The organism is Kitasatospora sp. A2-31 (genome assembly GCF_022288725.1).
Lineage (GTDB): Bacteria > Actinomycetota > Actinomycetes > Streptomycetales > Streptomycetaceae > Kitasatospora.
Genome location: NZ_JAKNTA010000004.1, coordinates 714,723 through 736,082, shown reverse-complemented (window position 1 = coordinate 736,082; position 21,360 = coordinate 714,723). Strand labels below are relative to the sequence as shown.

Here is a 21,360-nt window from a genome sequence, read left to right as displayed (position 1 = left end):
CCGCCGGTGACCGGGTTGGCGTACTCCATGATCACGCCGTCGTACGGGGATCCCTCGCCCGCGCGGGCCAGCCGGCGGAGCGCCTCGTAGCTGGGCTCCCAGGGCCAGCCGAGCAGCGGGGAGTACGGGCGGCTCCACTTCTCGACCCCGTACGGCAGCAGGGTGCCGGCGTAGCTGAGCAGCGAGGAGTTCACCACCGTGCCGGGCTGCTGGTAGAGCTCGGGGTGGACTTCGTAGAAGCCCGCGTCGAGGGCGTTGACGAGCGGGATGTCCAGTCCGTCCTGCCAGATCACCGGTTCGTCCGAGGCCTCGTTGCCGTGCTCGTGCCAGGTGTTGTTGGGCGTGATCGCGAAGTCGCGCGGCCCGACCTTGAGCTTCTGGCCGTCCACGATCGTCCAGGCGCCGGTGCCCTCGTGGACGAAGCGCAGCGCGGCTGCCTGGTGGCGGTGCGCGGTCATCGCCTCACCCGGTCCCATGATCTGCAGGCCGGTGTACAACAGGCCGACGGCAGCGCTCAGTTCACGCCGGCCGGGGTTGACCAGCATCACCACCCGGCGGCCGGCGTCGTCCGCCCGGACCAGCGGCAGCGCCTTGCGGACCAGCGGTGCCAGGTCGGCGTAGCGCCAGAGCACCGGGACGGACCTGGGCTGCGGGTACCAGGGCTCGATCTCGTTCGCCACCGTCCACAGCGCGCCGGCCTCCTGCTTGGCCAGCTCCTCGTAGTAGGCGGCGAGTTCGGGGCTGTCGCCGACCCTGGCCCGGCCCAGCCGGGTGTCGTCGTAGTCGTTCACGCTTCCTCCTGGTGGTGGGTGCCGCTCTCCTGCTCGGGATGGGGCCGGCTCGCCGGGGGTCGGTGTCCGTCGGGTCGGAGTCCGTCGGGTCGGAGTCCGTCGGGTCGGAATCCGTCGGGTCGGAATCCGTCGGGTCGGTGGCCCTCGTGGAGGTGCACGGGCCGGTGCGGGTCGGTGTCGACGTGCAGCCGGAAGACGTCGAAGCGGTTGTAGTGGCCGACGATGTCGTGCATCTGCTTGGGCTGGAGGCAGCGCGCGAGGTCGATCTCGGCGTAGACGATGCCCTCCTCGTCGACCAGCGGCTCCGTGACCGGGCGCCCGTCCGGGCCGAAGACTCCGGAGAGCGCGGCGCGCGGGCGGGCGAGCTGCTTGCGGACCCGCTGGTCCTCACCGGCCACCAGGTCGACGATCTCGGGCGAGATCGTCGAGCAGGACACCACGGTGAACACCTTGCCCTCGAAGCAGTGCGCGGCCGCGCGCAGCGCGACGGCCTCCGCCATGTCGTAGTCGTCGGGCGCGACCGGCAGGGCGATGTAGCTTGCGGCGTGCACCAGTTCGCCCTGGGCGAGCAGGGTGAAGCGGGCCAGCGGGTTGGTGTTCTCGCCGCAGGCGAGCGCTCCGAGCGGGCCGATCGGCGTGCGGTGCACCACCAGTGAGCTGCCGTCGCCCGGGGCCCAGGTCAGCTTCTCGGCCCAGGTCGGGACCAGCTTGCGGTGCACGCCGAGCAGCCTGCCGTCCGGGCCGATGGTGAGCAGCGTGTTGTAGAGGGTGCCCAGGCCGGGCCCGCCGCGCTCGTTGACGCCGATCACCAGGACCACCCCGGCCCGGCGGGCGGCCGCGCACAGCAGCTCCACGTGCGGGCCGGGGACGTCGACCGAGGCCAGGTAGAGGCGTTCGAACCAGGGCGAGCCCTGGACCGGGTTCATCGTCCAGTTCCAGTAGGGGTAGCCGGGCACGAAGACCTCGGGGAAGACCACCAGTTCGGCGCCGTGCGCGGCCGCCTCGGCGATCAGGGCCGCGGCCTTGTCGACGGTGGCGTCCGCGTCCAGGTAGACGGGGGCGGTCTGGACGGCGGCGGCGGTGAAGCGGGGCAGGTGGGGCATCCGGTCCTCCCTCAGTCCGACACGGGCTCGGTGCGGGGCTTCCGGCCGGTGTCCTGGTCCTGGCTGCCGGCGTCCTGGTCCTGGCTGCCGGCGTCCTCGTCCCGTCGGCCGGCGTCCTCGTCCCGGCTGCCGGCGGCCGGGCCGTCCGCCGGCAGCCAGCGGCGGTGCACCGGCGCGGCCGCCTCCGGCAGCAGTCGCAGCCGGGGCGCGACGCGGTCCGCGCCGGGCCCGGGCGGCCGACTGCTGCCCGGCTGCCAGGGCTCCGGCCAGCGCGCCCCGGGGCCCGCGTAGCCCTGCTCGGCCGCGGCGTGCAGCGTCCACAGCGGGTCGTACAGGTGGGCCCGGCCGACCGCTACCAGGTCCGCCCGGCCGGCCAGCAGCACCGAGTTGGCGTCGTCGTGGCCGGAGATCGCGCCGACCGCGACGGTCGGGATCCCGGTCGCGTTGCGGACCAGGTCGGCGAACGGCACCTGGTAGCCCCGCCCGTAGGGCACTTCCTGGTGCGCGACCACCTCGCCCGTGGAGACGTCCAGGGCGTCCGCGCCCGCGCCGGCCAGTGCCCGGCAGATCGCCACCGCCTCCGCCTCGGTGGTGCCGCCCGGCGCCCAGTCGGCGGCCGAGATCCGGACCACGATCGGCTTGCCGGCCGGCCAGGCGGCCCGCACGGCGGTGAGGACCTCCAGGGCCAGCCGCAACCGGTGCTCGAGCGGCCCGCCGTAGCGGTCGGTGCGGTGGTTGGTGAGCGGCGACAGGAACCCGGAGACCAGGTGCCCGTGGCCGAACTGCAGCCCCAGCACGTCGAATCCGGCCCGGTCGGCGCGGGCCGCGGCCGCCGCGAAGTCTGCCACCACACCGGCCAGTTCCGCCGCGCCGGCGGCGCGCGGCGGCGGGGCCCCCGGCTCCCAGGGCAGCGGCGAGGCCGCCAGCGTCGGCCAACCGTCCGCGAGGGGGTGCCCGATCCCGTCCGGGCCGGGGACGGTGCTCGCCGCACGCCGTCCGGCGTGGGTCAGCTGGATTCCCAACGGGGTGTCGCCGAGCTCCCGGGCCGCGCGCACCACCGAACGCCAGGCGGCCTCCTGGGCGTCCGTCCACAGCCCCGGACACCGCTCGGTGGCCCGGCCCTGCGCGCTGACCGCGGTCATGCCGGTGAAGACCAGGCCGGCGCCGCCGAGGACCTGCGCGCCGAGTTGGGCCCGGTCGAATCCGCTGGGCATCCCGTCGACGGCGGTGAAGGTGGCCAGCGGCGGCACCACGATCCGGTTGCGCAGCCGCAGCCGGCCCAGCCGCAGCGGCCGGAACATCGGCGGAACGCCCGCCGCGCCGCCATCGGGGCTCCCGGCCGCGGAGGCCGCGCCGTGGGCGGTTCCGGCCCGGGCCGCCGCACCGCCGTCCGCAGCACCGCCGAAGGCCGCGTCGACGGCGTCCACGAAGGCGGCGTCCCGGGCGCGCAGGTTGCCGTACGTGACGCGGCGGCTGCGGGTGAGCAGGTTGAAGGCGAACTGCTCGGCGCCCTGGCCGGTGTGCCGGCCGACGGTCTCGAACCACTCCAGGCTCGCCTGCGCGGCCCGCTGCGCGGACTCCACCACCGGACGCCGCTCACGCTCGTAGGCCACCAACGCACCTTCCAGCAAGGGGTGTTCATGCAGTGCGGCGGCCAGTGCCAGGCCGTCCTCCAGCGCGAGTTTGGTGCCCGATCCGATCGAGAAGTGGGCGGTGTGCGCGGCGTCCCCGAGCAGCACCACGTTGCGGTGGTGCCAGCTCGCATTGCGCACGGTGGTGAAGCGGATCCAGCGCGAGGCGTTGGGGATCAGCCGGTGCCCGTCCAGGTGCGCGGCGAGCAACCGCTCGCACCGCAGCACGCTCGGCAGGTCGCTCTCCCCGCGCCCCGTTTCCCGCCCGGCCGGCTCCTCGAAGCCCGCCTTGCGCCACGCCTCCTCGGCCATCTCCACGATGAACGTCGAGCGCCGCCGGCTGTACGGATAGGCGTGCACCTGGAGTGCGCCGAAGTCGTGCTGCTCGACGATGAAGGTGAAGGCCTCGAAGACCTTGTCGGTGGCGAGCCAGATGTAGCGGCAGTGCCGCTCGTCCAGTTCGGGCCGGAAGGCCTCCGCGAGCGCCGCCCTGGTGGCCGAGCGCACGCCGTCGGCGGCCACCACCAGGTCGTAGCCGGCCGCCAGTCGGGTCACCGGCGGCGCGGGCGTGCGGTAGCGCACGTCCACACCGAGGTCGGCGCAGCGCTGTTGCAGGATCGCGCGCAGCCGGTTGCGGTCCAGTGCGGCGAAGCCGTGCCCGCCGCACGTGCGCACCTGGCCGGCGTAGCGGACGTCGATGTCGCTCCAGCGGGCGAACTCGGCGGACAGCGCGGCGAAGACCGGCGGGTCGGCCCCGGCGATGCCGTCCAGCGTCTCGTCCGAGAAGACCACGCCGAAGCCGTAGGCGTCGTCGCGGGCGTCGCGCTCCCACACGGTGATCTCCCGGTGCGGCGCCAGCTTCTTGGCCAGCGCGGCGAAGTAGAGCCCGCCGGGCCCGGCGCCGATCACCGCGATCCGCCGCACCGCGGAGCCGGCCGGCACGCCCCCGCCGCTCACCGGCGGCCCTCCGGCACTCGCCGGGCCGACCGTGCCGCTGACCGGCGGCCGCCCGCCGGTCACCGGTAGCCCTCCGGCTGTTGCGGCCCGGACTCGGCGAGCGCCCGGCGCACCTCGGGGGGCCAGGGTTCGGCGCCCTTCGCCTGCGCGGCGGCGTGCACCACCGACATCCGCCCGGTCGCGGCCAGCCCCAGCGGACCGTGCACCTCGAAGGCGTAGTGCAGCGAGGAGCCGCCGACCCGCAGGACGCGCAGCTCGGTGCGGACCGGGTCGCCGAACCAGAGGCGCTCGCGGTAGTCGGCCTCGAAGTGCACCCGCGGGATCCGGCCGAACAGCCCGGCCAGACCGAGCCGGCGCAGTAGCACCGCCTCCGCCGCCTCGACCCAGCGCTGCACCGCCGAGAAGTGGTAGTGCCCGGCCGCGTCGGTGTCCGACCACTCCACCCGCCGCTCCACCGCCACGCTGGCCGGGTGCACGGCCGCCCGACGACGCAGCTCCGCCCGGTGCAGCTTGCCGGTGGCGGTGCGCGGCAGTTCGGTGACGAACTCGATCTCGCGCGGGTACTTGTACGGCGCGATCGTCCGCTTGACGTGCTCCTGGAGTGCCCGGACGGTCCCGGCCCCGGCCGGCACGCCCTCGCGCAGCACCACGTACGCCCGGACCACGCTGCCACGCCGCTCGTCGGGCACGCCGACCACCGCGCTGTCCAGCACGTCCGGGTGGTCGGACAGCACCTGTTCGACCTCGGGCCCGGCGATGTTGTAGCCGGCCGAGACGATCATGTCGTCCGTGCGCGCCTGGTACCAGAAGTAGCCGTCGCGGTCGCGCACGTAGGTGTCGCCGGTGAGGTTCCAGCCGTTGCGCACGTAGCTGAGCTGGCGCTCGTCCCGCAGGTAGCGGCACCCGGTGGGGCCCTTGACGGCGAGCAGCCCCGGACTTCCGTCGGGCACCGGCACCCCGTCCGCGTCGAGCACGGCGGCCCGGTAGCCGGGGACGGGCCGGCCGGTCGCGCCGGGGCGGATGTCACCGTCGGCGGCCGAGATGAACACGTGCAACAGCTCGGTGGCCCCGATCCCGTCGACCAGGCGCTGCCCGGTGGCCGCGTGGAAGGCCTCCCAGACGGAGGCCGGCAGGTGCTCGCCGGCCGAGACGCAGCACCGCACGCCCGACAGCCGGCCGGCCAGCCCGGCGGCCAGGATCGCCCGGTAGGCGGTCGGCGCCGTGAACAGCACGCTGGCCCGGTGCCGGGCGACCTGCTCGGTCAGCTCCTCCGGGCCGGCCTGCTCCAGCAGCAGGGTGGCGGCGCCGGCCCGCAGCGGGAAGACCACGAGGCCGCCGAGGCCGAAGGTGAAGCCGAGCGGCGGAGTGCCGGCGAAGAGGTCCTCCGGGGTGGGCCGCAGCACGTGCCGGGAGAAGGTGTCGGCGTTGGCGAGGACGTCGCGGTGGAAGTGGAGGGTGGCCTTGGGACGGCCGGTGGTGCCGGAGGTGAAGGCGATCAGCGCCACGTCGTCGGCGGCGGTCGGCACCGCGGTGAAGCGGCCGCGCCGGGCGGCGCAGCGGGCGATCAGGTCGTCCGGTCCGGGGCCGCCGTAGGGCAGGACGGTCAGGTCCCGCAGCGCGGCCCGTTCCAGCTCGGCCAGGCTGCGGTGGTCGCACAGTGCCGCCGCCGGCAGGCTGATCTCGTGCATCGCGGTCAGTTCGGGTGCCCGCAGCAGCGGCATGGTGGTGACCGCCACCATGCCGGCCTTCAGCACCCCGAGCCAGCAGGCGACCAGCCAGGGGGTGTTGGGGCCGCGCAGCAGCACCCGGTTGCCGGTGGCGAGGCCCAGGTCGTCGGTCAGGACCCGGGCCACCGCATCCGCGTTCTCCCGCAGGTCGCCGTAGCTCCACTGCTCCGTCGGAGTGAGCAGGCAGCGCCGGTCGGGGCCGAGGCGGTCGATCGACTCGTCGAGCAGCACGTGCGCGCAGTTGAGCCGGTCCGGATAGGCCAGCTCGGGGAGTTCGAAGAGAAGTTCCGGCCACTGGTCGAGCGGCGGGAGGTTGTCGCGGCAGAACGTGTCCAGATGCGCTGAGGGTGTGAGCTCCATGCGGCGGCACCTCTTCGGCGAGCGGGGAGTGAGGCCAGTATGGCGCTCCGCTGACGCCAGTCAAGGGATCGATACAAACACCGGACTGCTTGCACCCTGCCGGGCCGGGCCGTGCCGGGCCGTGAGCAGAGGTCAGCTCTCGAGTTCGCCGTCGCCCACCCGGACGGGGTGGTGGCCGTCCCCGGCCGCCGAGGCGGTCACGCCGGGCCGCGGGGACCGCCCTCGGCCCCCTCGGCTGTCGGGGGCCGCATCACCGCTCCCCCGGGCTTCCATCCCCAGGCGGTGAGCATGCCGGCCGACAGGTCGGCGCACTCGTCGGAGCCCAGGTACCGGACGGCCGCGTCGAGGGCCGCGTCGTCGACCAGACCGGTGGCGAGCATCGCGTCCCTGCTGCGCTCCCAGGTGTCCGACCAGAAGCGGGTGACGGGACTGCCCGGCAGCAACGGCGGCACGTGGATCTCGGCGGCGACCCGTCCGAGCCCCGCCTCGCGCAACCGGTGCGGGTAGGACGTCGCCGAGGTGGCGTCGGTCCCGATGGTGGCGCGCAGCCCCTGCCACATCGCCCGCATCGCCACGCTGTACGGGGTGTCGGGCGCCCGGTCGCTCGTCAGGTCGACCGCGTCACTGAGCACCAACACCCCACCGGGCTCGACGAGTTCCGCCAGTGACGCGATCAGGCGGTCGCGTTCGGGCAGGTGCATCAGCACGAAGCGCGCATGGACGAGCCGGAACCGGCCGGGGGCGAAGTCCGGGGCGGTGATGTCCGCCTGCAGGACGTCGAGCCCGGGCTCGGGAGGCGGCCGGCGGGGTAGGGAGCGTCCGTCCAGGAAGCGCACGTCGCGGTCCACCGCGAGCACGCCCGCCACCCCGGCCTCGGCCAGCAGCCGGCGGGAGACCGTGCCCGTGCCGGCCCCCAGGTCGAGACAGCGCCAACCCGGGCCGACCCCGAGTGCCCGTAGCCGCGCCATGGTGACGTCGTCGTAGGCGAGGGCGCCGAGGTCGGTCCGTTCGCCCTCACCGGCCTGTTCGGGGCGGAAGACCGCCTCGCCGTAGCGGCCGCCGCCCGCCTCCCCGCGCGGGTCGGCGGTCACCACGCCGCCGGCGGGCGTCCGCGGGCGTCGTCGCGCCCGGGGAGCCGGAGCGGCGTGGCCTCGAAGGGATCCATGGCCGGCCTTTCGTGCGCGGAGGGGGGTGGCGGGCGGACGTCCGGTGGCCGCCGCCGCACCGATCCTCCCCCGGCGACGACGCGCACGGCCGAGGCGCGCCGAGCCTGGGCCGATCGGCCGAAGGCCACGGCACGCGTCACGAAGAGGCGCCGGCGGTCGGGGTGCGGTCGGTCACCCGGCAGCCGCTCGATCACGGCGAGGGCCAGGACGTGCCGCCGACGCGCCGGCCGGCGTGGGCCACCTCCTCGACGAGCACCGGCGGGTCACGGGCGCATGGTCACCGTGGCGGCCCGCAGGACCTGACGGCGAGCCCCGCCGTGGCGCCGCGCGAGCCGGCGCGGGCCGACCGCTCCGGTCGCGCCGCGGGCACCCGGGCACTCACCCTGGGAACCATGGACACACCGTGGATGGTCAGGAGGGGCCCGGTCCGACCGATTCCGGTGAGGGCGCCCGGGACGAGGACCGCCGGCCGCGTCGCCGCGACGGGCCCGACCGGCCCGCGGGACGGAGGCCGCCCGTGAGCGCCGCGGCCGGAACACCGCGGACGGCCGACGGACGAGGCGCGACGGCACACGTCGTCGTGCTGCCCGGCGGAGGCTACGGAACGCACGCGGAGCACGAGGCGGAGCCGATCGTCGGCTGGCTCACCGGCCTGGGCCTGTCGGCGAGCGTCTTCCGCTACCCGGTGAACGTACGCCACCCCGTTCCGCTCCAGGCGGTGCGCAGCGAGATCCGGCGCCTCCGCGAGCAGGGCGCCGACCACATCGGCCTGATCGGCTTCTCGGCCGGCGGGCACCTCGCCGGGCACGCGGCCCTCGCGCCGAGCGCCGACCCCCGCGAGGCCGTCCGGTTCGCCGTCCTCGGCTACCCGGTGACGTCGATGGAGACCGCGACCTACCGGCCCTCCCAGCTGATCCTGCTCGGCGAGGACGCCCCGCCGGACCTGCGCCGCGCCACCTCGCTCGACGCCCTGGTGACCACGGCGTCGCCCCCGTTCTTCCTCTGGCACACCGCCGAGGACGTCCACGTCCCGCCGGAGCACACCTACCGTCTCGCCGCCGCCCTCGCGGCGCACGACGTCCCGCACACGGTGCACGTGTTCGCCCACGGCCCGCACGCCCTCGGCCTCGCCCACGGCTCCGGCGACGCGGCCACCTGGACGACCTTCGCGGCGGCCTGGATCGCCGAACAGCTCGGCCCCGGAGCTGTCGCCGCCCCCTGACCGAGGCGTTCGCCGCCGGCGACCGCCGGTACCCGCACCCCACGGCCGGCCGCGTGCGGTCAGAGCCAGGCCGCCATGAGGGTCTGCCAGGGGTCGTCCCCCTCGCGGGCGAAGTACAGTGCGCGTGCGCTCACCCAGAGGACGGTCCTGCCGAGCCGGTCGGGGTGGCGCTCCAGCATCGCCGCGAAGAAGTCCTCCGCCGTCTTCTGCCGGGCCAGGATGTCCTCGGCGTCGTCGAGGTACTGCCGGGTCTCGGCGATGATCCGCCCGGCGTCGTCGTCGAGGTCCTTGTTCTGGTGGCTCGCGACGATCCGGCGCGGTTGCAGGGCGGCGACCGTGTCGATGGCCTTGCGCCACGGGCCGAACTCCCCCGCGGCCGCGTCGCCGAGGTACAGGTGCACGCCGTTGTAGAGCGCGTCGCCGGCCACGACCAGGCCCAGGTCCGGCACGTGCAGCACGGTGCAGTCGTCACTGTCGGCGTGCCCGACCTCGACGAGGGCGAGGTCGTGTCCCTCGAGGGTGAGGCGGTTGCCCGGGACCGTCTCGGCCGTCACGGCGGTCACCGGGATCTGGTCCGGCCACATCACGTCCCAGAGCAGTTCCCGGGCCGACACGTTGTCGTGCATCCGCTCGATGGTCCCGGCGGAGGCGACCACCTGGGCGCCGAAGCGCCCGGCGAGCATGTCGGCGGTGAACCAGTGGTCGCCGTGGCCGTGCGTGGCGAGGATGTGCGTCAGCCGCTTCCCGCTCGCCTCGACCCAGTCCCCGACCCTCTGCGCCTGCTCGGTGGTGAGCGGCGGATCGACGAGGACGGCGTCCTGCCGGCCGTGGACGAGGGTGACCGCGATGGGCTGGTAGCGCCGGGGTTCCCCGTTGGGCAGCGGTCCGGACCCGGTCAGTGGCGACGGATCGAGGACGAACACGTCGTAGCCGAGGGCGATGTCTGTGGTCACGGTGCTCCTCCGATCATGCCTGCGCGCGCGCCTGCCGACTCATGGCGAGGCTCGACCGCGCATGTCTCCACTCTCCCGGCCCCGCGCCACGCCCGCACCACGTGGCGCACGGGGCCACCGCGCCGGGCTGCACGGCACCGCGCCCGAACGCGGCCCGGCGGTCCGCCGGGCGTGCCGGCCCGGCGGTGGAAGGCCGCCCGGCAGGCGGACCGCGCCGGGGAACCGGCGCGGCCGGGGCGCCGCACCTCGTGCATGGAGCGGGACGGAGCGGGCACACGCCGGGTCCGGACGTCCCGCCCACTCACGAGAGGCCGTTCCCATGCTCGATCTCCCCCTCGCCCCGCGCGCCGGCCCGGTGGATCCCGGGTCCGGTGCGGCGGCCACGGTGCGGACGGCTCCGGGGGGCAGGCCATGACCGGGCCCGGCGCGATCACCGGCTCCACCGCAGTCGGGGGTGCGCTGCGCCAGGAGCGCCGTGCCTACGACGCGGACGGCGAGCAGCCGATCGCGGGGTACCTCGCGGCCGTGGCCGCGTACCTCGGGATTACCGGCCTGCTCGCCGCCGTCGCCCGACGCACGGGACGGCCCCTTCCCGAGCCCGGGCCGTGGGACGTGCTGCTCACGGCGGGTGCCGTGCACCGGCTGTCCCGGCTGGTCGCCAAGGACCCTGTCACCAGCCCGTTCAGGGTGCCCTTCACCAGGTTCCGGGGCCAGGGCGGGCCGGCCGAGCTGGCGGAGGAGGCCCGCGGTACGGGCGCGCGCCGTGTCGTCGGCGAGCTGATCACCTGTCCGTTCTGCACCGGCCTGTGGATCGCCACCGGGCTGACCGGCGCCGCGGTCCTCGCTCCCGGGCCGACCAGGCTCGTCTGCTCCGGCCTGACCGCCCTCACGGTCGCCGATCTGCTGCACTTCGTCCGGGTGGGCCTGCAGAAGGCCACGGACTGACGGCGTCCCCGACCACCCCCGTCCCCTCCCGAGGAGGACCCGATGACCGACCAGGAAGAACCGATTCCCCACGACCCGACGGTGCCGACGGAGACCCCCGAGTCCCGCATGACCGGCGAGGGCGGTCCACCGCCCGAGCACGAGGAGGAGAAGGGGCCGCAGGACGGTCCGGAGTACGAGGTGACCCGACCGGCCGGCGAGCCGACGCCACAGGAGGCGCCCGACTGAGCCGGCACCCGCCCGGCCTCCCGGCCGGGCGGGCTCACGCCCCGGCGGGGTCCTCCGCGGAGGACCCCCCGGCCGGGCGGTCCGCGGCGGCGAGCAGGGCGTGGACGGTGGCGGCCATGGTGTGGCGGCCCTGCTCCGCGCTCAGCCCGGAGCTGCGCCAGTGGTACCAGGCGCTCCAGGTGGTGACCGCGTCGAGGCCGTTCAGCAGGTCGGTCCGGGCGGGCTCGGGGAGCGGGTCGAGCTCCAGGGCGAAGATCTGGGTGAGCCGCAGCCGCGCGAAGTCCAGCATCTGCTGGACGCCTTCCTGGACGCGGGCGGAGGGGTTCTCCAGCCGCATGATGGCGAGCCGGGCCGGGGTGACGCCCTCCAGGATCCGTGCGCGCTGCTCCGCCAGGGCCGCCACCCGGATGTCCCGCGGCCCGTCGGTGGGGAGCGGCCGGACCTGCGCCATCACCTGTTCCAGCCGCCGGCCGACGGCGACCTCGGCCAGCTGCGCCATGTCCGCGAAGTGGTGGAACACCAACCGCCTTGAGACGCCGGCGCGTTCGGCGACCTTGTCGGCGGGGAAGTGCGCCTGGCCCTCGTCGAGCAGCGAGAGCATCGCGTCGGCGATCTTCTCGCGGGTCTGACGCCCGCGTTCCGTGCGTCCGTCGGGGACGGGCGTGGCGGCTTCGGTCCGTTTCACGGGGCCCTCCGGCGTCTCGTTGACATTCTTGCACCGTGAGTGCAAGTGTACGCGTTGCACAGCGAGTGCAATGAGTTCGGCCGGACGCCTCCGTGGTCCCGCCGCCGCGAGAAGGACGGTCCACCCCAGATGTTCACCGGCACGGGGCGTTGGTGCGCCCGCAGACCCAAGCGCGTGGTCGCGACCTGGCTGCTCCTGCTCGCCACCGCGCTCACCGCGCTCGCGGTGTTCGGGCGCGTCACCAGTGAGGCCGTCTCCATCCCCGGCAGCGACAGCCAGGCCGCCCAGGACGTCACCGACCGCGCCTTCCCCGGCTCGCCGTCCGGCCGGCAGCCCGTACTGCTGCACACCGACGCCACCGCGGCGCCGCTCACCGCTCCCGAGACCGCCGCGGCGGTCCGGGCGGCGGCCACGGCCGTGGCCGCGGTGCCGCACGTGGTGGCCGTCACCACGCCGTACGAACCGGCCGGGGCCGCGGCGATGAGCGCCGACGGCCACACCGCCTACCTCTCGGTCGAGCTCGACCTCACCGGACGTGAGGTGACACCGGCCACCACCGAGGCCGTGCTGGCCGCGGCCGCACCGGCCGCCGCCGCCGGCATCGAGGTGACGCCGGGCGGCTTCCTCGCCGCCGCGGTCGACAAGGGGAGCACCGGCCGCAGCGAGGCCATCGGCCTCGGGACGGCCCTGGTGATCCTCACCGTCACCCTCGGCAGCCTCGTCGCCGCCGGGCTGCCGCTGCTCGCCGGGATCGTCGGCCTGGGCATCGCCCTGCCGGTCATCGGCCTGGCCGGCCACCTGATGGACGTCCCCGAGGCCGGGGAGACCATCGCCGCCATGATCGGCCTCGGCGTCGGCATCGACTACACCCTGTTCGGGCTCAGCCGCTTCCGCGAGCTGCGCGCCGCGGGGGTCGGCATCGAGGACGCGGCGGTGCGCACCACGGCCGGCTCGGGCAAGTCCGTCGCCTTCGCCGGCAGCGCCGTCGTCGCCGCCCTCGCGGGGCTCGCGCTCGGCGGTCTCCCGCTGCTCTACGCCCTGGCCCTCGCCCCCGCGATCGCCGTGGTCACGGCGGTGGGCGTGAACCTCACGCTCCTGCCCGCGGTGCTCGTCCTGCTGGGGAAGCGCCTGGCCCCCGCGCGGTCCGCCCCCGACCCCGGGGCCCGCCCGCGCGGCTGGGGCCGGATCGCCGCGCTGGTCGCCGCCAGGCCCTGGCCCCTGCTGCTGGCCGGACTCGCCCTGCTCGGCGCCCTCGCCGCCCCGGCCGTCCACCTCCACCTCGGCCAGCTGGACGCCGGCAGCAAGGCCTCCGGCACCATGAGCCGCACCGCGTACGACCGGATGGCGACGGCGTTCGGCCCCGGGTCCAACGGGGTGCTCCAGGTCGTCGACGTCCTGCCCACCCCGGCCCAGGCCCAGGCCGGCGGGGCGGGTGCCGTCGATCCGCGCCTGGCCGCCGTGACCGCCGCGCTGCGCGGCGCCGAGGGGGTCGCCGCCGTCGCGCCGCCGACCCTGGCCGCCGACGGCCGCACCGCCCGCTGGCAGGTCACCCCGACCACCGCCCCCTCCGACGCCGCGACCACCGCGCTGGTCCACCGGCTGCGCTCCGACGTCCTGCCCGCCGCCACCGCCGGCAGCGGCCAGGTGCTGCACATCGGCGGGGCCACCGCCGCCCAGGCCGACCTCAACGCGCGGATCGCGCACCGGATGCCGCTCGTCGTAGGGTTCGTCCTGACGGTCGCGGGCCTGCTCCTGCTGCTCGCCTTCCGCTCGCCGATCGTCGCCGTGAAGGCGGCCGTGATGAACCTGGTGTCGGTCGCCGCCGCGTACGGCGTGCTCAGTGCCGTCTTCCAGCACGGCTGGGGCGCCGGACTGATCGGCCTGGAGGGCCCCGTGGCGATCCCCGGCTACGTCCCGCTGCTGATGTTCGCGGTGCTCTTCGGGCTCTCGATGGACTACGAGGTGTTCCTGCTCAGCGCCGTGCGCGAGAGCTACCTGCGGGAGGGCGACAGCCGTCGCGCGGTGGTGACGGGCCTCGCCGGCACCGGGCGGATCATCAGCTCGGCAGCCCTGATCATGGTCGCTGTCTTCCTGAGCTACCTGCTCTCCGACGATCCGGTGGTCAAGATGTTCGGCGTCGGCCTGGCCACCGCCGTCGCGCTCGACGCGACCGTGGTCCGCGGGCTGCTGGTGCCGTCCACCATGGTCCTGCTCGGCGACCGGAACTGGTGGCTGCCCGGCTGGCTCGACCGCCTGCTGCCCCACCTCGACATCGAGGGCGACGGGCAGGCCCCGGACCTCGCCGTCCCCGCGGACGACACCACCCCCCGGCCGGCGGCTCAGCCTGCCCGGTAGGGCGAACCTCCCGAGACGAAGCCACCGTTCAAGCTATGAAGTTCGGATGATCACCTTTTCTTCGCCCTGCGACGAGCGACCCCGCCAGAGCCGGCCGACCGCCGGACCCGCCGTCGCCGGACCCGCGCCCACCGGCACCACGGCCGTCGACACCACGGCCGTCGACACCCCGCCCACCGACGCCGTGGCCGCCGACCTCCTCGCCCGCATCCGGGCGGGGCTGGTCGGCGAGGGCGACCTCCTCGACGGCCCGTACGGCCCGCGCAGGATCACCTACGCCGACCACACCGCCTCCGGCCGCCCCCTGGACTTCGTCGAGGACTTCGTCCGGGACGCCGTCCTCCCCCGCTACGCCAACACCCACACCGAGAGCTCCGGGAACGGCCTGCACACCGGCCGCCTCCGCGAGGAGGCGCGCGCGCTGATCCACCGCGCCGTCGGGGCGGGGGACGACCACGCCGTGCTCTTCTGCGGCTCCGGCGCCACCGCGGCCGTGGACCGCCTGGTGGCCCTGCTGGACCTGCGCAGCCCGTCCCGGCGCAGCCGCCGCTACGGTGCCGGGCTGCCGGAGCACGACCGCCCGGTGGTCTTCGTCGGCCCCTACGAGCACCACTCCAACGAACTGCCCTGGCGCGAGTCGGCCGCCGACGTCGTGGTGATCCGCGAGGGCGCCGACGGCCGGCTCGACGAGGGGGACCTCCGCGCCCAACTGCTGCTCCACGCCCACCGGCCGCTGCGGGTCGGCAGCTTCTCCGCCGCGTCCAACGTCACCGGCATCCTGGCGGACACGGATCGGATATCCGCCCTCCTCCACGCCTACGGAGCCCTGGCCTGCTGGGACTTCGCGACGGCCGGGCCCTACCTGCCGATCCGCGTCGCCGAGTCCGCCCCCGGTCGCGGCGACCACAAGGACGCGGTGTTCCTCTCGCCGCACAAGTTCGTCGGCGGCCCCCAGACCCCGGGGGTCCTGGTCGTCCACCGGGAGCTGCTGGCCGGCCCGGTACCGACCGTCCCCGGCGGGGGCACCGTGTCCTACGTCGGCCCGGCCGACCACGACTACGTCAGCGATCCGGTCGCCCGCGAGGAGGGCGGCACCCCGGCCGTCGTCGAGTCGATCCGCGCCGGCCTGGTCTTCGCCCTCAAGGAGGACGTCGGCACCCGGCTGATCCACGAGCGGGAGGAGGCCGCCTGGGCCCGGGTGCGGACCAGCTGGGAGCACCACCCCGGCCTGCGGCTGCTGGGGCGCACCGACGTGCCCCGGCTGCCCGTGGTGTCCTTCCTGGTCCGGGACCGACGGCGGCCCGACCGCTACCTGCACCACAACCTCGTCACGGCCGTGCTCAACGACCTCTTCGGCATCCAGGCGCGCGGCGGCTGCTCCTGCGCCGGTCCGTACGGCCACCGGCTGCTGGGCATCGACGCCGAACGGTCCGCGGCGTTCCGGGAGGTGATCGTCGGTCAGGGACTCGAGGGGATCAAGCCCGGGTGGACGCGGGTGAGCTTCCCGTACTTCACCACGGACGAGGCGCTCGAGTACGTCCTGGCCGCCGTCGACCTGGTGGCCTCCGACGGTCACCGGCTGCTGCCGGACTACGCGTTCGACCCCCGCACCGGGCTGTGGCGCCACCGCGCGCGCCCGGCCGGGGAACCCGGCGCCCGGCTGGCCGACTTCCGCGACCGGCCGTGGGGGCGGACCCGTACGGCGACCTCGCCGGGATTCCCGCCCGGTGCACTGCTGGAGCAGCTGGAGCAGGCCCGCGCGCTGCTCGCCGAGCGGCCCGAGCCCTCGGCCGAAGCCGTGGCGGACGCCCCGGCGGACGCCCCGGCCGGCACTCCGGCCGGCACCCCGAACGGGCTCCCGGCCGGTTTCGAGGCACTGCGCTGGTTCCCCCTGCTGCCCGTGAACCTGCTTCCCCTGAACGCCTCCGCGCGCCGCGCGCACGGCGGTTAGCCCGCTGCCCCCTTCGTACCGGTCCACCGGTTCGTCCAACCCGTCGCCCCAGGAGCACATCCCTTGTTCAGCAATCTTCGTCTCGGCCTGCCGGCACTCACGGCCCTCGCCTTCACCGCCGGGCCGGCGCTCCTCGCCGCGCCCGCCGCGCACGCCGAACCCGCCTGCGGGCGGCCGCCGGTCCAGTACTCCGTGGACGGAGGCGCCAACTGGACCAACAGCTCCACCATCCCCGCCCTGTCGGGCACCGTCCAGGTCCGGCTGGCCGGCCGGCCCACCGCGGGCTGCGACTACCACGTCTCCCTGGGGTCGTACGAGACGCAGGGCGCGACCTGGGCCACCTCGGGCCGGCAGACCTTCCTCGGCTGGGCCACCACGACGCTCACCCGCGAGCACTACCGCGACACACTCGACGTCAGCGGCCATCTGCCTTCCTGCTTCGGCGAGTTGGCCCTCTACGGGGTGGGCGAGAAGTACGACGGGAGCGACAGCGACCACCCGCTGCCGCACTACCCGGACGAGCCGTTCTCCGGTCTGCTGATCGCCTCCTGGAACGGCGGCACGGCCTGCCCGCCCAAGCCGACCGCCGGCCCGGCGAGCCCGACCGCGACGAACCCGACCCCGACGGACCCCGCCCCGACGGACCCCGCCCCGACGAGCGCCGGCGCCCCGGCCTCCGCCACGCCGAAGGCCACGCCCACGTCGACGGGCACCGCCTCGGCCGCGCCGGCACCTTCCTCCGGAGCGCCGTCCTCGGCGCAGCGCCCGACCCCGGCCCAGGCCACCAGCACGGCCACCGCCGCTCCGGCGCTCGCCGCCACCGGAGCCGACGACGGCCTGCTGGCCGCCACGGCGGTCGGCGCGACCGCGCTGGTCGCGGCCGGTGGCGCAGCCGTGTACGCCGGCCGCCGCCGCGCCGCCCGGCGCTGACCCGCCAGTCAGTTGGGAAACTTTCCTAACCAAACCTCTTGACCGTGCTCCCTCATGTCGGAATTCTGTACGTCACCCAGCCCACTCCCGTCGAGGAAGGCCCGGCGACGGCATGAACGAGTCCACCCGGAGCGCGACTTCGCGGCCCGCCACCACCGGGGGCTGACGTCGGACCGCCTCCGCGGCCTCGACCACCCCGACCCGACGGCCGGCTCGACCCGCTGCGCGACCCCGCGGCGTCCGGCGCCGGCGGATCCCCTTCCGCCGGCGCCCGTCCGCACGGGCTCGCGCAGCCGTCACCTCCCACCGACCGCAAGGAGCTCCCGTGAACAGGCCTTCCCGCCGGACCGTCCTCGGTGTCGCCCTGACCGCGGCCGCGACCGCCGCGCTGCCGCGCACCGGCGCTTCGGCAGCGACCGACCTGGCCGTCTCCAGCTGGCAGCAGCGGTGGGCGCCATCGGCCGCCGCCGACGGCCTCGCCGCCTTCGAGACGATCGAGGACGACCGCGCCGACTCCCACCCGGCCGGGCATCCGCACATCCGGGTCGAGAACGACGACTACCGCTGGACCATGCACACGGTGGACCGGGACTCCGCCACCGACCGGCAGCGCCACGAGGTCAGCGGCATGCGCAGTCCCGCGGGCGGCGCCTTCCTGGAGTGGCGCCCCGGCCAGACCTGGCGGACCACCTACTCGATGTACATCCCCTCCTCGTTGAAGGCGACCACCACCTTCACCCACATCATGCAGATGAAGCAGCCGGGCAACGGCACCTCGCCGATCGTCGTGCAGTCCCTGCGCCGGGTGAACGGCGCGCAGACGATCGAGCTCCAACTCCCCATCAGCGGAGTTCTGGTGGGCCGAACCAGTCTGGACCCGCTGCACGACCGCTGGGTGGACGTGGACTTCCAGATCAAGGTGGGTGACGGCAGTTCGGGTTCGGTGCGGTGGATCCTGCGCAGCGCGGGCAGCACCCTCGTCGACGTCTCGAAGACCGGCGTCGACACCTTCCTCGCCGACCGGGTGCGGCCGAAGTGGGGCATCTACCGCTCGCTCGGCGACACTTCGGGCTCGCTCCAGAACTGCTACCTGCTCACCACCGCGATGCGCGGCTACCAGCTGGTCTCCGGCAGCTCCGGTGTCTACCAGGCCGAGGAGGCGCGGATCGTCCAGGGCACCATCGACACGGACCACGCCGGCTTCAGCGGCAAAGGGTTCCTCAACCTGGGCCCCGCCGACGGGAGTTACGCCGAGTGGACGGTGCCGGCGGCTGCCGCGTCCGCGGCCACCCTCGACCTGACCTACGCCAACGGCACCGGCGCCGACCGGCCGATGGACGTCACCGTCAACGGGGCCCGCGTGGCCACCGGGCGCGTCTTCCCGCCCACCGCCGGCTGGGACACCTGGTCGACCACCTCGCTGCCGATCGCCCTGAAGGCCGGCGCCAACACCGTCCGGGTCACCTCGACCACCGCCGCCGGCGGCCCCCACCTCGACCGGATCACCGTCCGCTGACCTCCGGGGCCCCGGCGCCACCCTCGGGGGCGCCGGGGCCGTGTCGGCGTCCGCCCGCGGCGTCCGGCAGGCCCGGTGCGCCGCCGCTCGCCCCTGGCGGACGACGGCGGAGCCGGCGCGACGCGGGAGGCCGGCCGTCCCGCCCCGGCCGCGGTGCCGGTCGGCCCGGAACGCGGCTCAGGGCTGAACGGCTCGGGCCGGGGGCGGTGTCCCGGGGTGCTCAGGTGACCGGTTCCGGGGCCGGGCCCGGGCCCGGCAGCGGCCCGGGCTGCGGATGGGGGTCGGGCCCCGGTGCGGGCGGCGGCTGCGGGTCCGGCCCCGGCGGAGGCGGTCCCGGCGGCACCGGGTCCGGACCGCCGGGGCCCGGGACCGGCCCGGGCAACGGACCCGGCTGCGGGCCCGGTCCCGGAGCCGGCGTGGGATTGGGAGGTACCGGGTCGTTCGGCGGCGTTCCCATGATCACTGCTCCCCTCCCCCCGGCGTACGACGTTCACGGCCCCCTGGGGCGGCTACCCGGCCGAGGGCCGTCGACACCTCCGACCCGTCGGCCGGCCGGCCGGGCGGCTGGGCGGCCGGGCGGCGGCGCGAACGCCGTCGAGAAGGGCGGCGAGCGCGGCCGGGGCGGGAGCCGGTTCGGGCGCCGGCACCCGGCGGGCACTGCACCGGGAGACGGGCACACCCACCACGGCAGCCGGCCCGCTCCCCCGCGCACCGCGGGGTGCCGGGGATCCACCAGCCCGACTGCCACGACGAGGTCGGCGTCCTCTCCACCACGCGCTGGACGGCGGGGCTTGAGCGACGGTGGAGGCCCCGGGAGCGCGACCGGCCGAGGACGAGTGCCGGGGACGGACGGCGCCGGGGACGGACGGGCCGATCGGACTGATCGTCATATCGATTAGCCCGCCCGCGTGCTGTCGGCGCCGCCGATCGTCGCGGCCCCTCGGATCCGGACCGGCTTCCGTGTGCAATGACGGTGCCCTGCGACCGCTGCGCCACGCCGCACCCAGGTCGCCAGCCCTCCCCCGGTCCCACTGGAGCCGCCCATGCGTCCCCTCACGCTCGTCTCGATGTCCATGGCGGCCGCGCTGCCGCTGACGCTCCTCGCTGCCGCCGGGGACGCCGTGGCCGCCGTGCCGGTCCGGGCGGAGTCCCACCGGAGCCTGCCCGCCGACTGCCCGGACCTGCTCCCGCCCGACAATCCGGCCGTCTACTACTGCGGCCGGCCCGAACTCGGCCCGGCGGTCCTGCCGACGGAGGGGCCGGTGGCGGCGCTCCTGGTGGGCTACCGCCGCCTCGGCGGCCTGCAGCCGGCCCAGTTCCTCGACTGGTACCGCAGCGGCGACCAGTGGAAGTACCCCGGCAACCGGGGCTTCGCCGAGCTGAACGGCAACCTCGACATGCACCAGCAGACGATGCAGCCGGGCAAGACCCTGGACCGCTTCGGCGCCGACACGGGCAAGTACCTCGCGAACGGCGGGACGTCCTTCGCCAAGCGCGCACTGCCCCCGGACTCGCTCAACGGCGCCGGGAACAACTACCACTGCTACGTGGTGAACCGCGACTTCCGCGTCCAGGCGGGCCACATCGCCGCCGCCTTCGCGCAGCCCGGGTTCGGCTACCAGGAGTGGCTGGACCCCGCCCTCAAGCCGTCCGACTTCGCCGACTCCGAGACCTACAACGTCGCCAACCTCGTCAAGCACGAGTACCTGCAGGACGCTCCGCCCGAGCGGTGCGCCGGCGGCGCCTGAGCGACCTCGGCCTCCGACGGCAGCAGCCGGGCCGGCGCCGTCCCGCCGGCCCGGCCCCGCCGTCGGCAGGGTCTTTCGGCAACGCTGTTCCAATAGCTGAGACGACGGCTTATGATCACGCGCATCGCGAGCTGTTGACTCCTATTTGTCAAACGGGAGTTGACGCGAGCTGCCCTGAAGGTCCATAGCACGGGGGATGCATGCGCTACACAGTTCTTGGACCGCTGGAAGTCTTCGACCAGGGCACCGTCGTGCCCATCGACCGACCGCGACGGCGGGCGGTCCTGACGTTTCTCCTGCTCAACGCCAACCACCAGGTCTGCATCGAGCAGTTGGTGGACGCGCTCTGGGGCGAGCGGCCGCCGCGGAGCGCCCGCGGGCAGGTGCACACCGCCGTCTCGGCGCTGCGCAAGCTCCTTCCCGGAGCGGCCGCCGGTCACGCGACGGCGGACGACGGTGGGCCGCTGGCCTCACTGGCCGGCGGGTACCGGCTCTCGGTCGGCCGGCACGACCTGGACACGCTGGACTTCTGGCGGGAGGTCGCCGAGGCGCGGCGGCTCACGGCACTGGGCGAACACACCCGGGCCGTCCAGCACTTACGGACGGGGCTCGGCCTCTGGCGCGGTGCCGCGCTCACCGGCATCGACGCCCCGTTCGTGGAACCGTTCCGGGCCCGCCTGGAGGAGGAACGTTTCGCCGCCTACGAGCTGCTGGCCGACATCGAGCTCGGAGCCGGGCGGCACCAGGAGCTCGTCCCCGAGCTGACCGCCATGGTGGACCGCTACCCCGCCCGCGAGCGACTGGTGGAACGGCTGGTTCTCGCCCTCTACCGCAGCGGGCGGCAGACGGACGCGCTGGCGGCGGCCCGGCGGCTGCGGACCCTGCTCGCCGACGAGTTCGGGCTGGATCCGGGGACCGCCCTGGTGGAGCTGGAGAGCGCCGTCCTGCGCGGCGACCCGGCCCTGACCGGCCCGCGCCGGCACACCCGCGCGTGCGCCCCCCGGCTTCCGCGGCTCTGCCGCCAGCCGGCCCGCACCCACCCGTACGGGCGGCGCACGGGCCGCTGACCGGTGCGGCCGCCGCTCCCGGCAG

General features: G+C 75.3%; 15 protein-coding genes and 3 pseudogenes. 10 read left to right on the top strand and 8 right to left on the bottom strand.

The genetic code is table 11. From position 1 onward, the window contains the following. The 6 genes and pseudogenes from MCM47_RS15240 to MCM47_RS15215 form a co-directional block, all read right to left on the bottom strand. A partial coding sequence (locus MCM47_RS15240) for a cupin domain-containing protein (protein WP_238862123.1) occupies positions 1-791 on the bottom strand: 791 nt, incomplete at its 3' end. Further along, positions 788-1,894, bottom strand: a complete 1,107-nt coding sequence (locus MCM47_RS15235; RefSeq protein ID WP_238862122.1) for a carbon-nitrogen hydrolase family protein — start codon at positions 1,892-1,894, stop codon at positions 788-790. The genes MCM47_RS15235 and MCM47_RS15240, both read right to left, overlap by 4 nt. Before the next feature lie 11 nt (positions 1,895-1,905). Beyond that, the gene (locus MCM47_RS15230; protein ID WP_238862121.1) at positions 1,906-4,482 is read right to left on the bottom strand and encodes an FAD-dependent monooxygenase; all 2,577 of its coding nucleotides are present in this window, start codon (positions 4,480-4,482) and stop codon (positions 1,906-1,908) included. Positions 4,483-4,541: 59 nt separating this feature from the next. Beyond that, positions 4,542-4,886, bottom strand: a pseudogene (locus tag MCM47_RS15225) (acyl-CoA thioesterase); the annotation flags it as partial. A 78-nt stretch (positions 4,887-4,964) separates the two neighbouring features. After that, positions 4,965-6,569, bottom strand: a pseudogene (locus MCM47_RS15220) (AMP-binding protein); the annotation flags it as partial. A 197-nt stretch (positions 6,570-6,766) separates the two neighbouring features. After that, positions 6,767-7,660 (bottom strand): bifunctional 2-polyprenyl-6-hydroxyphenol methylase/3-demethylubiquinol 3-O-methyltransferase UbiG, encoded by an 894-nt coding sequence (locus tag MCM47_RS15215; RefSeq protein WP_238862120.1) that lies wholly within the window; start codon positions 7,658-7,660, stop codon positions 6,767-6,769. Between the two features lie 592 nt (positions 7,661-8,252). On the opposite strand from MCM47_RS15215, the gene MCM47_RS15210 reads away from it, so the two are divergent. Further along, on the top strand, positions 8,253-8,957 hold the full coding sequence (locus MCM47_RS15210) for an alpha/beta hydrolase (RefSeq protein ID WP_238862119.1): 705 nt from the start codon (positions 8,253-8,255) through the stop codon (positions 8,955-8,957). Positions 8,958-9,016: 59 nt separating this feature from the next. Here MCM47_RS15210 and MCM47_RS15205 read toward each other — a convergent pair whose 3' ends face one another. Then, positions 9,017-9,910: an MBL fold metallo-hydrolase gene (locus tag MCM47_RS15205; RefSeq protein ID WP_238862118.1), complete on the bottom strand. Its 894-nt coding sequence runs from the start codon at positions 9,908-9,910 to the stop codon at positions 9,017-9,019. A gap of 411 nt (positions 9,911-10,321) precedes the next feature. On the opposite strand from MCM47_RS15205, the gene MCM47_RS15200 reads away from it, so the two are divergent. Beyond that, a complete protein-coding gene (locus MCM47_RS15200) occupies positions 10,322-10,855 on the top strand; it encodes a DUF1360 domain-containing protein (RefSeq protein WP_238862117.1) in 534 nt (177 codons plus the stop codon). A gap of 42 nt (positions 10,856-10,897) precedes the next feature. Further along, complete coding sequence (locus tag MCM47_RS15195; RefSeq protein ID WP_238862116.1) at positions 10,898-11,083, top strand: hypothetical protein; 186 nt, start codon at positions 10,898-10,900, stop codon at positions 11,081-11,083. Positions 11,084-11,117: 34 nt separating this feature from the next. Here MCM47_RS15195 and MCM47_RS15190 read toward each other — a convergent pair whose 3' ends face one another. Then, the gene (locus tag MCM47_RS15190; protein WP_238862115.1) at positions 11,118-11,768 is read right to left on the bottom strand and encodes a TetR/AcrR family transcriptional regulator; all 651 of its coding nucleotides are present in this window, start codon (positions 11,766-11,768) and stop codon (positions 11,118-11,120) included. A 129-nt stretch (positions 11,769-11,897) separates the two neighbouring features. Here MCM47_RS15190 and MCM47_RS15185 point away from each other — a divergent pair, with 129 nt between their 5' ends. The 7 genes and pseudogenes from MCM47_RS15185 to MCM47_RS15155 all read left to right on the top strand — a co-directional run bounded on the left by MCM47_RS15185 (position 11,898) and on the right by MCM47_RS15155 (position 21,335). Then, the gene (locus tag MCM47_RS15185; RefSeq protein WP_238862114.1) at positions 11,898-14,123 is read left to right on the top strand and encodes an MMPL family transporter; all 2,226 of its coding nucleotides are present in this window, start codon (positions 11,898-11,900) and stop codon (positions 14,121-14,123) included. A gap of 46 nt (positions 14,124-14,169) precedes the next feature. Then, positions 14,170-16,074 carry an aminotransferase class V-fold PLP-dependent enzyme gene (locus tag MCM47_RS15180; RefSeq protein ID WP_238862113.1) on the top strand — a complete coding sequence of 635 codons (1,905 nt, stop codon included), beginning with the start codon at positions 14,170-14,172 and terminating at the stop codon, positions 16,072-16,074. 63 nt (positions 16,075-16,137) lie between these two features. Further along, positions 16,138-17,004, top strand: a complete 867-nt coding sequence (locus tag MCM47_RS15175) for a hypothetical protein (protein WP_238862112.1) — start codon at positions 16,138-16,140, stop codon at positions 17,002-17,004. A 325-nt stretch (positions 17,005-17,329) separates the two neighbouring features. After that, a pseudogene (locus MCM47_RS15170) lies at positions 17,330-18,130 on the top strand (Tat pathway signal sequence domain protein); the annotation flags it as partial. Then, positions 18,110-18,520 carry a carbohydrate-binding protein gene (locus MCM47_RS15165; protein ID WP_238862152.1) on the top strand — a complete coding sequence of 137 codons (411 nt, stop codon included), beginning with the start codon at positions 18,110-18,112 and terminating at the stop codon, positions 18,518-18,520. The pseudogene MCM47_RS15170 and the gene MCM47_RS15165, both read left to right, overlap by 21 nt. 1,043 nt (positions 18,521-19,563) lie before the next feature. Further along, positions 19,564-20,268, top strand: a complete 705-nt coding sequence (locus MCM47_RS15160; protein WP_238862111.1) for a TNT domain-containing protein — start codon at positions 19,564-19,566, stop codon at positions 20,266-20,268. 200 nt (positions 20,269-20,468) lie between these two features. Beyond that, positions 20,469-21,335, top strand: a complete 867-nt coding sequence (locus MCM47_RS15155) for an AfsR/SARP family transcriptional regulator (RefSeq protein WP_238862110.1) — start codon at positions 20,469-20,471, stop codon at positions 21,333-21,335. Positions 21,336-21,360 lie beyond the last annotated feature (25 nt).

What these genes read in the sequence shown, in the direction of transcription:
- MCM47_RS15200 (WP_238862117.1), top strand. Translation starts at nt 10,322, where the DNA reads ATGACCGGGCCCGGCGCGATCACCGGCTCCACCGCAGTCGGGGGTGCG.
- MCM47_RS15195 (WP_238862116.1), top strand. Translation starts at nt 10,898, where the DNA reads ATGACCGACCAGGAAGAACCGATTCCCCACGACCCGACGGTGCCGACG.
- MCM47_RS15165 (WP_238862152.1), top strand. Translation starts at nt 18,110, where the DNA reads ATGCGCGGCTACCAGCTGGTCTCCGGCAGCTCCGGTGTCTACCAGGCC.
- MCM47_RS15180 (WP_238862113.1), top strand. Translation starts at nt 14,170, where the DNA reads ATGATCACCTTTTCTTCGCCCTGCGACGAGCGACCCCGCCAGAGCCGG.
- MCM47_RS15155 (WP_238862110.1), top strand. Translation starts at nt 20,469, where the DNA reads ATGCGCTACACAGTTCTTGGACCGCTGGAAGTCTTCGACCAGGGCACC.
- MCM47_RS15160 (WP_238862111.1), top strand. Translation starts at nt 19,564, where the DNA reads ATGCGTCCCCTCACGCTCGTCTCGATGTCCATGGCGGCCGCGCTGCCG.
- MCM47_RS15185 (WP_238862114.1), top strand. Translation starts at nt 11,898, where the DNA reads ATGTTCACCGGCACGGGGCGTTGGTGCGCCCGCAGACCCAAGCGCGTG.
- MCM47_RS15235 (WP_238862122.1), bottom strand. Translation starts at nt 1,894, where the DNA reads ATGCCCCACCTGCCCCGCTTCACCGCCGCCGCCGTCCAGACCGCCCCC.